Below are 13,615 nucleotides of genomic sequence, written 5' to 3'. Positions count from 1 at the left end.
CAGGTCGTGTCCGCACAGTCCCGCCCGCCCCGCGACGCCCGGCACGCTCCCCCAAGCTCTCGACTCCGCTCCAGCAGGGGGCGCTCCCCCTCGCCGCACCGGACGAAGCCCCGAGTACGCCCGGTACGAGGGTCTCCGCCCGGCACGCCGAGACCACACACCAGACGCCGCGGGGCCCGCCCTCCGAGCGGACGACGGGACGGTGCGGACACGACCTAGCGGGGAACGCGCACGACACCCTCCTGGATGACCGACACCGCGAGCCGGCCGTCCTGGGTGTAGATGCGGGCCTGGCCGAGGCCGCGGCCGCCGGACGCCGAGGGGGACTCCTGGTCGTACAGCAGCCATTCGTCGGCCCGGAACGGCCGGTGGAACCACATCGCGTGGTCCAGCGAGGCCCCCACGACGTCCCCGACGGCCCAGCCGCCGCGCCCGTGCGCGAGCAGCACGGAGTCGAGCAGCGTCATGTCGGAGACGTAGGTGGCGAGGACGATGTGCAGCAGGGCATTGTCGACGGGCCCGTCGAGCTTGCCGTTGGTGCGGAACCACACCTGGGAGTGCGGCTCGCGCGGCTCGCCGTACTGCCCGTAGGGCGGTTCCTCGACATAGCGCAGGTCGATGGCCTCACGTGCGGCGAGGAAGTGCTCGACGACCCTCGGGTCGAGGTGGTCGTAGCCGCGGAACCGCTCCTGCGAGGTGGGCAGCGCCGCCGGGTCCGGGGCGGGCGGCATGGGCGCCTGGTGGTCCATGCCCTCCTCGTGCTCCTGGAAGGACGCGGAGAGCGAGAAGATCGGCCGGCCGTGCTGCACCGCGACCACCCGGCGGGTGGTGAAGGAGCGGCCGTCGCGGATGCGTTCGACGTCGTAGACGATGGGCGCGCCGGGGTCGCCCATGCGCAGGAAGTACGCGTGGAGCGAGTGGGGCGGCCGGTCCGCCGGGACCGTACGCCCGGCGGCGACCAGCGCCTGGGCCGCGACCTGGCCGCCGAAGACCCGGGGGACGACGGCGGACCGGGACTGGCCGCGGAAGATGTTCTCCTCGATCGGCTCGAGGTCGAGCAGATCGAGGAGATCTTGGAGTGCCTGGCTCATGGAGTCAGTTGTATAGGCCAGTGGTTGCGGGGACCTTACAGGCCCATGTTCTTGGCGATGATCGACTTCATGATCTCGCTCGTGCCGCCGTAGATGCGGTTGACGCGGTTGTCCGCGTACAGGCGGGCGATGGGGTACTCGTTCATGAAGCCGTAGCCGCCGTGCAGCTGGAGGCAGCGGTCGATGACGCGGTGGGCGACCTCGGTGCAGAACAGCTTCGCGGAGGCGGCCTCGGCGGGGGTCAGCTCGCCGGCGTCGAGGGCCTCGGTCGCGCGGTCGGCGACGGCCTCGGCGGCGTCCACCTCGGCCTGGCAGGCGGCCAGCTCGAACTTGGTGTTCTGGAAGGACGCGACCGTCTTGCCGAAGACGGTGCGGTCCTGGACGTACTGCTTGGCGAACCGCACGGCGGCCTTGGCCTGGGCGTAGGCGCCGAAGGCGATGCCCCAGCGCTCGGAGGCCAGGTTGTGGCCCAGGTAGTAGAAGCCCTTGTTCTCCTCGCCGAGCAGGTCCTCGACGGGCACCTTGACGTCGACGAACGCCAGCTCGGCGGTGTCGGAGGTCTTCAGGCCGAGCTTGTCGAGCTTGCGGCCGACGGAGTAGCCCTCGGACTTGGTGTCGACGGCGAAGAGGGAGATGCCGTGGCGGCGGTCCTCGGCGGTCGGGGCGGAGGTACGGGCGCAGACGATCATGCGGTCGGCGTGGACGCCGCCGGTGATGAAGGTCTTGGCGCCGTTGAGGACGTAGTGGGTGCCGTCCTCGCTCAGCTTGGCGGTGGACTTCATGCCCGCGAGGTCGGACCCGGTGCCCGGCTCCGTCATCGCGATGGCCCACATCTCCTCGCCGGAGACGAACTTGGGCAGGAACCGCTTCTTCTGCTCGTCGGTGGCGAGCATCTTGATGTAGGGCAGGGCGAGCAGCACGTGCACGCCGGAGCCGCCGAACGCGACGCCCGCACGGGCGGTCTCCTCGTACAGCACGGCCTCGAACTTGTGGCTGTCCAGGCCCGCGCCGCCGAACTCCTCGGGCACGTTGATGCCGAAGATGCCCAGCTCACCGAGCTTGTAGTAGAAGTCGCGGGGCGCCTGGCCCGCCGCGAACCACTCGTCGTACACGGGTACGACCTCGGCCTCGATGAAGGCGCGAAGGGTCTCCCGGAACGCCTCGTGATCCTCGTTGAACACCGTACGGCGCACGCCGCCACCTCCAGGACTCCACATGTCTAAGCGCTTGCTCAGCCTAAGATACCGGCGAGTATCAACGACCGTCCAGGGTGGGGGCGGGGAGATGCTCGTCACGCGTTGGGGGGAGGGGGAGCCTGAGGGGGTTACGGGAGGGGCTCGGCCAAGGGGGTTACGGGGGGGCTCAGCCCAAGGGGGCGCAGGGGGCGGAGCCCCGGGACGACCAGGGCCGCCCTGCCCGACAGTCACGGGCGGGCGGCGGGAAACCCCCGGGGGCGCAGGGGGCGGAGCCCCCGCCGGGGCGCGGGGCGGAGCCCCGGGGCGAGCAGGGGCCCCTGTCCGGCAGTTACGGGCGGGCGGGTGGGCAAAGGCCCCTAATCGACCGCCGCCGCGAACGCCCCCCGGGCCATCCGATGCAGCAACTCCGCCGTAGCCCCCCGCCCGGGCAACGACCCCGCCCTCCCCAGATGCGGAGTCGAGTTCAACAACCCGAACACCGAGTGCACAGCAGACCGAGCCGCGGGCTCCCCCAGCCCCGGGTACACCTCCCGCACCACCGCCACCCACAGCTCCACATACTGCCGCTGCAGCTGCCGCACCATCTTCCGGTCACTGTCCCGGAGGCGATCCAGCTCCCGGTCGTGCAGGGTGATCAGAGGCCGATCGTCGAGCGCGAAGTCGATATGCCCCTCGATCAACGAGTCCAGCACCTGCTCCGCCCCACCCCCGTCCGCCTCCGCCACCCTCCGCTTCGCCCCCGTCAGCAACTGCCCACTGATCCCCACCAGCAGCTCCGCGAGCATCGCGTCCTTGCCCGCGAAGTGCCGGTACAGCCCGGGCCCGCTGATCCCGACCGCGGCGCCTATCTCGTCGACTCCGACCCCGTGGAAGCCCCGCTCGGCGAACAGCCGAGCGGCCTCCTTGAGGATCTGCTCACGGCGGGTGGGGGCGTCGGTTCTGGTGGCCATGAAATCAATTCTAGACAGCGAGGTTAGCGGTCGTTAACCTGAAGGAAATGCGTTAACGCTCATTAACAAGGTGAGGGGACCCGCAGGATGCACGAGGCACCGGAGCTCACGAGCGCGGCAGACCCCGCGTCGGAGGCCTTTCGGGCCAACGAGGAGGCGCACCACGCCCTCGTGGGGGAGCTGCGCACCAAGCTCGCCACCGCCGCACAGGGCGGCGGCGAGAAGGCCCGCGCCCGCCACACCGCGCGCGGCAAGCTGCTCCCCCGCGACCGCGTCGACACCCTCCTCGACCCGGGCTCGCCGTTCCTGGAGCTGGCCCCGCTCGCGGCCGACGGGATGTACGACGGGCAGGCCCCGGCCGCCGGCGTCATCGCCGGCATCGGCCGGGTCAGCGGCCGCGAGACGGTGGTCATCGCCAACGACGCCACGGTCAAGGGCGGCACCTACTACCCGATGACGGTCAAGAAGCACCTCCGCGCCCAGGAGGTCGCCCTCGACAACCGCCTCCCCTGCGTCTACCTGGTGGACTCCGGCGGAGCCTTCCTCCCCATGCAGGACGAGGTCTTCCCGGACCGGGACCATTTCGGCCGCATCTTCTACAACCAGGCCCGCATGTCCGGCGCCGGCATCCCCCAGATCGCCGCGGTCCTCGGCTCGTGCACGGCCGGCGGGGCGTACGTACCGGCGATGAGCGACGAGGCCGTGATCGTCCGCAACCAGGGCACGATCTTCCTGGGCGGCCCGCCCCTGGTGAAGGCGGCCACCGGCGAGGTCGTCACGGCGGAGGAGCTCGGCGGCGGCGAGGTCCACTCCCGCGTCTCGGGCGTCACGGACCACCTCGCGGAGAACGACGCGCATGCCCTGCGCATCGTCCGCACGATCGTCTCGACCCTCCCCTCCCGCGGCTCGCTCCCCTGGGAGGTCACGGAGGCGACGGAGCCCAAGGTCGACCCGCACGGCCTCTACGGCGCCGTCCCGGTCGACTCCCGCACCCCCTACGACGTGCGCGAGATCATCGCCCGGGTCGTCGACGGCTCGCGTTTCGCCGAGTTCAAGTCCGAGTTCGGTCAGACCCTGGTCACCGGCTTCGCCCGGATCCACGGCCACCCGGTGGGCATCGTCGCCAACAACGGCATCCTGTTCTCCGAGTCGGCGCAGAAGGGCGCGCACTTCATCGAGCTGTGCGACCAGCGCGGCATCCCCCTCGTCTTCCTGCAGAACATCTCGGGCTTCATGGTCGGCAAGGACTACGAGGCGGGCGGCATCGCCAAGCACGGCGCCAAGATGGTCACGGCAGTCGCCTGCACGCGCGTCCCGAAGCTCACGGTCGTGGTCGGCGGCTCGTACGGCGCGGGCAACTACTCCATGTGCGGCAGGGCGTACTCCCCCCGCTTCCTGTGGATGTGGCCGAACGCCAAGATCTCGGTCATGGGCGGCGAGCAGGCCGCCTCGGTCCTCGCGACCGTCAAGCGCGACCAGCTGGAGGCCCGCGGCGAGTCCTGGCCGGCCGAGGACGAGGACGCCTTCAAGGCCCCGATCCGCGCCCAGTACGAGCGTCAGGGCAACGCCTACTACGCGTCGGCCCGCCTCTGGGACGACGGTGTGATCGACCCGCTGGACACCCGTCAGGTGCTGGGCCTGGCCCTGACCGCGTGCGCCAACGCGCCCCTGGGTGACCCCCAGTTCGGCGTCTTCCGGATGTGAGGGGACGGACGACGATGTTCGAGACAGTACTGGTGGCCAACCGCGGCGAGATCGCCGTACGCGTCATCCGGACGCTGCGGTCGATGGGCGTGCGCTCGGTGGCCGTCTTCTCCGACGCGGACGCCGACGCCCGGCACGTGCGCGAGGCGGACACGGCGGTCCGGATCGGCCCGCCTCCCGCCTCCGAGAGCTACCTGTCGGTGGAGCGCCTGCTGGAGGCCGCGGCCCGCACCGGCGCGCAGGCCGTCCACCCGGGCTACGGCTTCCTCGCGGAGAACGCGGCCTTCGCGCGCGCCTGCGCCGACGCGGGCCTGGTCTTCATCGGCCCGCCCGCGGACGCGATCGCCCTGATGGGCGACAAGATCCGCGCCAAGGAGACGGTCCAGGAGGCCGGGGTGCCGGTGGTGCCCGGCGGGCGCGACCCGGATCTGGCGGAGGCGGCCCGCGCGCTGGGCGCGCCCGTGCTGCTCAAGCCCAGCGCGGGCGGCGGCGGCAAGGGCATGCGCCTGGTGCGGGACCTGACCCGGCTGGAGGACGAGATCGCGTCGGCCCGCCGCGAGGCCCGCGCCTCGTTCGGCGACGACACGCTCCTGGTGGAGCGCTGGATCGACCGTCCCCGCCACATCGAGATCCAGGTCCTGGCGGACGGCCACGGCAACGTGGTCCACCTGGGCGAGCGCGAGTGCTCCCTCCAGCGCCGCCACCAGAAGATCATCGAGGAGGCGCCGAGCGTCCTCCTCGACGAGGAGACCCGCTCCGCGATGGGCGAGGCGGCCGTCCAGGCGGCCCGTTCCTGCGGATACCGGGGCGCGGGCACGGTGGAGTTCATCGTCCCCGGCGGCGACCCGTCGTCGTACTACTTCATGGAGATGAACACCCGCCTCCAGGTGGAGCACCCGGTCACCGAGCTGATCACGGGCCTGGACCTGGTCGAGTGGCAGCTGCGGGTCGCCGCGGGCGAGCCCCTCGGCTTCACGCAGCAGGACGTACGGCTGACCGGTCACGCGGTGGAGGCCCGTATCTGCGCCGAGGACCCGGCCCGCGGTTTCCTCCCCTCCGGCGGCACGATCCTGCGGCTGCGCGAGCCGCAGGGCGACGGCGTGCGCACCGACTCCGGCCTCACCGAGGGCACGGAGGTCGGCAGCCTCTACGACCCGATGCTCTCCAAGGTCATCGCGTACGGCCCCGACCGTGCGACGGCCCTGCGCAAGCTCCGCTCGGCCCTGGCGGAGACGGTCACGCTCGGCGTGCAGACGAACGCCGGGTTCCTGCGCCGTCTGCTCGCCCACCCGGCGGTGGTCTCCGGAGACATGGACACCGGCCTGGTCGAGCGCGAGGTGGACGACCTGGTCGCCACGGGCGTCCCCGAGGAGGTGTACGAGGCGGCCGCGGCCGTACGTCTGGAGGCGCTGAAGCCGGAGCCGGGCGGCTGGACGGACCCCTTCTCGGTCCCGAGCGGCTGGCGCCTGGGCGGCGAGCCGAAGCGTCCGGCCTTCCCCCTGCGCGTGCAGGAGCCCCTGGAGTACACCCCGCGCGGCACGGCCACGGTCGCCGGTGACCGGGTGACGGTGACCGTGGACGGCGTCCGGCACACCTTCCACCGCGCCGCCGACTGGCTCGGCCGCGACGGCGACGCCTGGCACGTCCGCGACCACGACCCGGTGGCCGCGTCCCTGACCCGTTCGGCGCACGCGGGTGCCGATTCCCTCACCGCGCCCATGCCCGGCACGGTGACGGTGGTGAAGGTCGCGGTCGGCGACGAGGTGAGCGCCGGTCAGAGCCTGCTGGTGGTGGAGGCGATGAAGATGGAGCACGTCATCTCCGCACCGCACGCCGGCAAGGTCGCCGAACTGGACGTGGCACCCGGCACCACGGTCGCCATGGACCAGGTGCTGGCGGTCATCGCACCGCACGAGGAGGCGGCGGAATGACAGTCCCAGGGCTTCCCATGACCGTCCCGAGCAGGGATCTCCCCACCCGCGTCCGCATCCATGAGGTCGGCGCCCGGGACGGCCTGCAGAACGAGAAGGCGACGGTCCCCACGGTCATCAAGGCGGAGTTCATCCGCCGCCTGGCCGGCGCGGGTCTGACGACGATCGAGGCGACGAGCTTCGTCCACCCCAAGTGGGTGCCCCAACTGGCGGACGCGGAGCAGCTGTTCCCGGTGGTCGCCGACCTGCCCGTCGCGCTCCCGGTCCTGGTCCCGAACGAACGGGGCCTGGACCGCGCCCTGGCGCTGGGCGCCCGCCGGGTGGCCGTCTTCGCCAGCGCCACGGAGTCCTTCGCCAAGGCCAACCTCAACCGCACGGTGGACGAGGCCCTGGCGATGTTCGAGCCGGTGGTGACGCGCGCCAAGGCCGATGCGGTCCACGTCCGCGGCTACCTCTCCATGTGCTTCGGCGACCCCTGGGAGGGCGGTGTCCCGATCCCCCAGGTGGTGCGGGTCTGCCGGGCCCTGCTGGATATGGGCTGCGACGAACTGAGCCTGGGCGACACGATCGGCGTGGCGACGCCCGGGCACGTGGTCGCACTCCTGGCGGCCCTGGACGAGGCGGGCATCCCGCCCGCCACGCTCGCGGTCCACTTCCACGACACCTACGGCCAGGCCCTGGCCAACACCCTGGCGGCGCTCCAGCAGGGCGTCACGACGATCGACGCCTCGGCGGGCGGCCTCGGCGGCTGCCCGTACGCGAAGTCGGCGACGGGCAATCTCGCCACCGAAGACCTCGTGTGGATGCTGCGGGGCCTCGGCATCGACACCGGAATCGACCTCGGCCGCCTCGTCGCCACGAGCACGTGGATGGCCGCCCACCTGGGCCGATCCAGCCCGTCCCGCACCGTCCGAGCCCTGTCCCACGAGGACACCGAGGAGCACTGATCACCATGGACTACCGTCTCTCCCCCGAACTGGAGGAACTCCGCCGCACGGTTGAGGAGTTCGCACACGAGGTGGTGGCGCCGAAGATCGGCGACTTCTACGAGCGGCACGAGTTCCCGTACGAGATCGTCCGCGAGATGGGCCGCATGGGCCTGTTCGGCCTGCCGTTCCCGGAGGAGTACGGCGGCATGGGCGGTGACTACCTCGCGTTGGGTGTGGCCCTGGAGGAGCTGGCCCGGGTCGACTCCTCGATCGCCATCACCCTGGAAGCCGGCGTCTCGCTGGGCGCGATGCCGATCCACCTCTACGGCACCGAGGCGCAGAAACAGGAGTGGCTCCCCCGGCTCTGCTCGGGCGAGATCCTGGGCGCGTTCGGCCTGACGGAGCCCGACGGCGGCAGCGACGCGGGTGCGACCCGCACGACGGCACGCCTGGACGCCTCCACGAACGAGTGGGTCATCAACGGCACGAAGTGCTTCATCACCAACTCGGGCACGGACATCACGGGCCTGGTGACGGTCACGGCGGTCACGGGCCGCAAGCCCGACGGCAGGCCGCAGATCTCCTCGATCATCGTCCCGTCCGGCACACCGGGCTTCACGGTCGCCGCCCCGTACTCCAAGGTCGGCTGGAACGCCTCGGACACCCGAGAGCTGTCCTTCACGGACGTCCGGGTCCCGGCGGAGAACCTCCTGGGCGAGGAGGGCCGCGGCTACGCCCAGTTCCTGCGCATCCTCGACGAGGGCAGGATCGCGATCGCGGCCCTGGCGACGGGTCTGGCGCAGGGCTGCGTGGACGAGTCGGTCAAGTACGCGAAGGAACGCCACGCCTTCGGCAAGCCGATCGCGGCGAACCAGGCCATCCAGTTCAAGATCGCGGACATGGAGATGAAGGCCCACACGGCCCGCCTGGCCTGGCGTGACGCGGCGGCCCGCCTGGTGACCGGCGCTTCCTTCAAGAAGGAGGCGGCCCTGGCCAAGCTCCACTCCTCCACGGTCGCGGTGGACAACGCCCGAGAGGCCACCCAGATCCATGGCGGCTACGGCTTCATGAACGAGTACCCGGTGGCCCGCATGTGGCGAGACTCCAAGATCCTGGAGATCGGCGAGGGCACAAGCGAGGTCCAGCGGATGCTGATCGCACGGGAGTTGGGGCTGGTGGGCTGACGCAAACAATTAGGCACTGGTGTGAGGCGTGCTGGGTAATCGCAACCTGAGACTTGAAAGGCCGCCGGTCGCGCTTGCGTTGAGGAACGGGCATCTGCGGCAGCACTTCCCTAGCAGTACCGGCCTGTACGCCCGCAGACGCCAGTGCCTCGACATCGTCGCCATAGAACTCAACGGCCGCCTACGCTAAAGGCTCGGCTGGGAAACTCCCAGCCGAGCGCCCGTACAAACCATTCGCAGCCTGATCGACGACCTGCCACCGCGACGATCACCTGCCACGCACGGTGGAGCCTTCGTCAAGTCACCATCGCGGCAGCAGGAGCTTGTTCCGAACAGCCTCGTCAGACAGCCACTCCTCGGACTCGTGAAAAATCACGAGCTCACCCAATTCCCGCTGCACAGAGTCGTCGAGCGTCCGCGCAGCATCATTGAAGCAGCTCACAGCAACGGACCCCGCCCGGACAAGGATCAGCAGAACATTCTCTCCCCCTGACCGTGGCCTATGTCCACTCCGTCCTCAAGTCCGCCCTGGAGCACGCCGTCCGCGAAGACGACCTGCCCCGCAACGTCGCCCGCAACATCAAGACCCCAGCACCCCGCCCTCGGCGCTTTAAGCCCTTCACCGCGAGCGAGGCCCGGCAGTTCCTCCACGCAGCCAGCAGCGACCGGCTGAAGGCCCTGTATGAACTCGCCCTGCGCACCGGGCTCCGCAAGGGCGAACTCCTCGGGCTGCACTGGGAATACCTCGACCTCAACACTGGCACCGCCAGCATCCACCGCTCCCTCCAGCGCACCCACCAGCGGCCTGACCATCCTGCACACCAAGACTCGCGCCTCCGAACGCCGGATCGCCCTCCCGACGAAATGCATCAACTCCCTCAAGATCCATCAGGAGCGCCACCAGGAAGAAGTCGGGCAGCCGGAACGGGCGGGCTGGAGGACGGACAACGGGCTCGTCTTCACCACCACCACCGGTAGACCTCTCGATACCACCACCCTCACCCGCCATCTCCTCCACCGTGCCGGGCTCCGGATGATCCGCTTCCACGACCTCCGGCACTCCACCGCCACCCTGCTCCTCGCACAGGGCATCGACCTCGTGGTCATCAAAGAACTTCTCGGCCACGCCCACATCACCGCCGGCGTCTATGCCCACGTTTGCCTCCGCCTCCAGCGGCAGGCCATCGATACCCTCTGCGACGCACTCAGCCCCTCCGGCGACGACCCCGACGACCCACCCACCCCAGCCGTCGTCCGCTGGCGTTGCCATCAGATTCACCTAAGGTGAATCAACTTCATTTCATGCGAAACAGTTTCCGCATCGCCGCTAGCTGGTCTTCTAGCGTTCCGACCTCGGAGCAGTCTGCTGGAGCGAAGATATCCACGAGGTCGTCATCAGAGGGCGCTTTTCCGGCTTGCAACGAGTAGGCCAATCGACCTTCCGTCATCTGCCTAGTCATCCCTGACGGGAAGACATTCAATCTCGCACCCTGGCAACACAGAAGCAGACCCATGCCTTCGAGATCGCGGCGGGCTGATTTGAGGCATTCCAGCAAATCAACCTCTTCGTAGATGCGCTCAAACTCTTCATCGGGCAATCTCACCCGAAGAGTCGAAGGTGGTGTAGAAACCTGGAGCAACACTTTCACCACCTCCCCGCTTACCCTGGTTCCAGTCCGAGCCAGCTCTTCCACAATCATCCCCCGCCATAGTTGGGGTTCGGAACCCTAGTTCCGTCTCGAAGCCTGCAAGCAACGATGCAACTCGTGTCGACCCGCCCTGGAATTGCAATCTCCGTTTTATGCGCAAATGGGTTCCCGGGAAATTCCTTGCTTACGTCCACTCCATCAACACCGCGAATCTCGTAGACGTTTCCGCCACGCTTGATCGCCACAGACTCTGAAGTGGTGGTGGCAATATATCCAGAATCCCTTGAGCATCCGGATGCCGCTGCACGCTCGCCGCCCTCCCCGGCGGCGCTCTGGCCGTCCACCTCGAGGACGGCACGGGCAGGACCGCCGCCTTCCCCACCGACCTGGGCTCACCAGCCGACGGTGACTTCATCGTGCGCATGCCGGTCACCGAGCTCCCAGCCGGAGCGTGGACGGGACAGCCGTCGGGCCGTGGGCGCTGAGCCTGCCGCCGCTCCCTCGGGACTTTCCGTCGGCCAAATGGGGCCGCCGTGGCCTTCCTTGGTACGCCAAGCCCGCGCCGGGTCGCGGTGCGGAGTCCGTGCTGCCGGTCGCCCGGACCGCACTGGTCCGGGCCGTGACCGGCCGTTTCACGTCGTAGGGGGCGCGCCGAGCGGAGCCTCTGGGCCTCTGGGCCTCTGGTGATGCGGATCACCGCCCCCTTCCGTATCCCCACCCCCATCCCCGGGCACAGACCCCCGACCCCCGACCCCCTGGACAAGATCTCAGGTTAGGCTAACCTAATATTGATCTCAGCCACGGGGTTGTCGGCCATGCCCGCAGTGGCTCCGTACGCACGAAAGCAGACCCAGTCATGTCGAACGCCACAACCGCCCGTTTCTCCCGCCGCGGCCTGCTCGCCGCCGGCGGTGCTCTCGGGCTCGGCGCCCTCGTGACCGCGTGTGGCAGTGAGGACTCCAAGGACGGCGGCTCGGACGCGAAGGGTGCCGCCAAGTCCGGCCCCTGGTCCTTCAAGGACGACCGCGGCAAGACCGTGAGCCTGGACCACGTCCCCACGAAAATCGTCGCGTTCACCGGTGTCGCCGCCGCCCTGTACGACTACGGCATCGAGGTCGAGGGCGTCTTCGGCCCGACCAGGACCAAGGACGGCAAGGCGGACGTCCAGGCCGGCGACATGGACGTCAGCAAGCTGACCGTCTTCGGCAACCGGTTCGACCAGTTCAACGTCGAGCAGTACGCGGCCTTCCAGCCGGAGGTGCTCATCACCACCACCTTCGACGCCGCCGGCTCCCTCTGGTACGTCCCGCTGGCCTCCAAGGACAAGATCGCCAAGCTCGCCCCGAGCGTGGCGATCTCGGTCTTCGACCGGCAGATACCGAAGCCGCTGCAGCGCATGGCCGAGCTGGCCGAGTCCCTCGGCGCCGACCTGAAGGCCGCGAAGGTCGTCGAGGCGAAGAAGCGTTTCGAGGCCGCCTCCGAGCGACTGCGCAAGGCCGCCAAGTCCCGCCCCGAGATCAAGGTGCTGGCCGGCTCCGCCTCGGACGCCATCTTCTACGTCTCGGGCTCCAACTTCTCCATCGACCTGGAGTACTTCAAGGCCCTGGGCGTGAACCTCGTCGAGCCCCCGGAGAAGGCCAAGAAGGCCAACGGCGGCTGGTTCGAGAACCTCAGCTGGGAGAACGTCGACAAGTACCCGGCCGACATCATCATGATGGACGACCGCGCCTCGACCATCCAGCCGGCCGACATCACCGAGGCGACCTGGAAGAAGCTCCCCGCGGTCAAGGCCGGCCAGGTCATCTCGCGTTCGCCCGAGCCGATCCTGTCGTACGACAAGTGCACGCCCCTGGTCGAGAACCTCGCCAAGGCGATCGAGAGCGCCAAGAAGGTCGCCTGACGCCTTCCGCCGGTGACGCCTGAACGGCAGCGGCGCGTGCGGGCCCGTCGTGGCCGTGCGCGCCGTTCCCCGCGCCCCTCAGGTGCCTCCACCCTCTGCCCGAAGACCCCTCAGGAGTCCTCGTGACCACCGCCGTGGCCGCCCCGTTCCGTTTCTTCTCCCTCCAGGTCCTGCGGACGAGGCGGCTGGGTCCGTCCCTGGTCCGTGTCACCTTCGGCGGGCCCGATCTGCACGCCTTCCATTCCGACGGGCGCGACCAGTCCCTGTCGCTGTTCCTGCCGCACCCCGGGCAGCCCGAGCCGGTCGTCCCGCTCGAACTCGGGGACGGCTGGTGGCAGGGCTGGCGTGAACTCCCGGACGACGTACGGGCCGTGATGCGCTCCTACACCCTGCGCGGTCTGCGCCGGGACCCCGACGAGATCGACATCGACTTCGCCCTGCACGGCATCGGACCGGACGCCTCCGTCCAGGCCGGCCCGGCCTCCCGCTGGGCCGCCCGGGCCGCCGCCGGTGACCGGGTCCTGCTCCTCGGCCCCGCCATCGCCGACAACCGGGCGATCCGGTTCCGGCCGCCCGAGGACACCGACCTCGTCGTCGTCTGGGGTGACGAGACCGCCGTGCCCGCCGCCTCCGCCATCGTCGAGTCGCTTCCCGCCGGCACCCGCGCCCGGGTCTGGCTGGAGGTCCCGCACGCCGGCGACATCCAGGACCTGGTGACCGAGGCCGACGCCGAGATCACCTGGCTGGTCCGGGAAGAGGGGAACGCCGAGGGCTCCCCCAAGGCTCTCGACGTCCTCCGCAACGCCCCGCTGCCACCGGCCGAGCGGCCGTACGTCTGGATCGCCGGCGAGTCGGGGTGTGTGAAGGAGCTTCGCCGGCACTTCGTGCGCGAGCTCGGGATCGACCGCCGCAGGGTGACGTTCGTCGGCTACTGGCGGCGCGGCGTGAGCGAGGAGCAGCTGCGGGCGGAGGCGTAACCGCAGCCCGCCGCAGCCTTGCCGGAACTCCCGCCGCAGCCTTGCCGGAACTCCCGCCGCGGTCCCGACAGGCCCACGGCGCGACCCGGCCAGGGCTCCCGCCG

Annotated in this window: 11 protein-coding genes and 1 pseudogene; 7 read left to right on the top strand and 5 right to left on the bottom strand. The window is 69.9% G+C overall.

Annotation, left to right across the window (positions count from 1 at the left end):
* Nucleotides 1–215: 215 nt before the first annotated feature.
* The 3 genes from ACFZDI_RS17555 to ACFZDI_RS17545 all read right to left on the bottom strand — a co-directional run bounded on the left by ACFZDI_RS17555 (nucleotide 216) and on the right by ACFZDI_RS17545 (nucleotide 3,237).
* Nucleotides 216–1,091, bottom strand: a complete 876-nt coding sequence (locus tag ACFZDI_RS17555) for an acyl-CoA thioesterase II (RefSeq protein WP_234849171.1) — start codon at nucleotides 1,089–1,091, stop codon at nucleotides 216–218.
* 35 nt (nucleotides 1,092–1,126) lie between these two features.
* Nucleotides 1,127–2,284, bottom strand: coding sequence for an acyl-CoA dehydrogenase family protein (locus tag ACFZDI_RS17550; RefSeq protein WP_102912870.1), 1,158 nt, complete (start codon nucleotides 2,282–2,284; stop codon nucleotides 1,127–1,129).
* Nucleotides 2,285–2,643: 359 nt separating this feature from the next.
* A complete protein-coding gene (locus tag ACFZDI_RS17545) occupies nucleotides 2,644–3,237 on the bottom strand; it encodes a TetR/AcrR family transcriptional regulator (protein ID WP_344369200.1) in 594 nt (197 codons plus the stop codon).
* A gap of 87 nt (nucleotides 3,238–3,324) precedes the next feature.
* On the opposite strand from ACFZDI_RS17545, the gene ACFZDI_RS17540 reads away from it, so the two are divergent.
* From ACFZDI_RS17540 to ACFZDI_RS17520, 5 genes and pseudogenes are all read left to right on the top strand, one after another.
* The gene (locus ACFZDI_RS17540; protein WP_391251466.1) at nucleotides 3,325–4,941 is read left to right on the top strand and encodes a carboxyl transferase domain-containing protein; all 1,617 of its coding nucleotides are present in this window, start codon (nucleotides 3,325–3,327) and stop codon (nucleotides 4,939–4,941) included.
* A gap of 14 nt (nucleotides 4,942–4,955) precedes the next feature.
* Nucleotides 4,956–6,872, top strand: a complete 1,917-nt coding sequence (locus ACFZDI_RS17535; protein WP_391251464.1) for a biotin carboxylase N-terminal domain-containing protein — start codon at nucleotides 4,956–4,958, stop codon at nucleotides 6,870–6,872.
* Complete coding sequence (locus ACFZDI_RS17530) at nucleotides 6,869–7,819, top strand: hydroxymethylglutaryl-CoA lyase (RefSeq protein ID WP_391251462.1); 951 nt, start codon at nucleotides 6,869–6,871, stop codon at nucleotides 7,817–7,819. Before ACFZDI_RS17535 ends, ACFZDI_RS17530 begins: the two co-directional genes overlap by 4 nt.
* Before the next feature lie 5 nt (nucleotides 7,820–7,824).
* Nucleotides 7,825–8,985, top strand: a complete 1,161-nt coding sequence (locus ACFZDI_RS17525; protein WP_234847829.1) for an acyl-CoA dehydrogenase family protein — start codon at nucleotides 7,825–7,827, stop codon at nucleotides 8,983–8,985.
* Nucleotides 8,986–9,468: 483 nt separating this feature from the next.
* A pseudogene (locus tag ACFZDI_RS17520) lies at nucleotides 9,469–10,273 on the top strand (tyrosine-type recombinase/integrase); the annotation flags it as partial.
* Between the two features lie 7 nt (nucleotides 10,274–10,280).
* On the opposite strand, the gene ACFZDI_RS17515 reads toward ACFZDI_RS17520, so the two are convergent.
* Both ACFZDI_RS17515 and ACFZDI_RS17510 read right to left on the bottom strand, forming a co-directional pair.
* A complete protein-coding gene (locus ACFZDI_RS17515; protein ID WP_391251459.1) occupies nucleotides 10,281–10,685 on the bottom strand; it encodes a hypothetical protein in 405 nt (134 codons plus the stop codon).
* The gene (locus tag ACFZDI_RS17510) at nucleotides 10,682–10,978 is read right to left on the bottom strand and encodes a hypothetical protein (protein WP_391251457.1); all 297 of its coding nucleotides are present in this window, start codon (nucleotides 10,976–10,978) and stop codon (nucleotides 10,682–10,684) included. Before ACFZDI_RS17510 ends, ACFZDI_RS17515 begins: the two co-directional genes overlap by 4 nt.
* A 512-nt stretch (nucleotides 10,979–11,490) precedes the next feature.
* Between ACFZDI_RS17510 and ACFZDI_RS17505 the strand changes: the two genes are divergently transcribed.
* Together ACFZDI_RS17505 and ACFZDI_RS17500 are read left to right on the top strand one after the other, a co-directional pair.
* Nucleotides 11,491–12,534, top strand: coding sequence for an ABC transporter substrate-binding protein (locus ACFZDI_RS17505; RefSeq protein ID WP_391251455.1), 1,044 nt, complete (start codon nucleotides 11,491–11,493; stop codon nucleotides 12,532–12,534).
* A 122-nt stretch (nucleotides 12,535–12,656) separates the two neighbouring features.
* On the top strand, nucleotides 12,657–13,511 hold the full coding sequence (locus tag ACFZDI_RS17500; protein ID WP_391251453.1) for an SIP domain-containing protein: 855 nt from the start codon (nucleotides 12,657–12,659) through the stop codon (nucleotides 13,509–13,511).
* Nucleotides 13,512–13,615: the final 104 nt, after the last annotated feature.

The organism is Streptomyces sp. NPDC007907 (genome assembly GCF_042959365.1).
GTDB classification, from domain to species: Bacteria; Actinomycetota; Actinomycetes; order Streptomycetales; family Streptomycetaceae; genus Streptomyces; species Streptomyces indiaensis.
The sequence above is the reverse complement of the archived record's forward strand: the minus strand, read 5'-3'. Positions and strand labels throughout refer to the sequence as shown.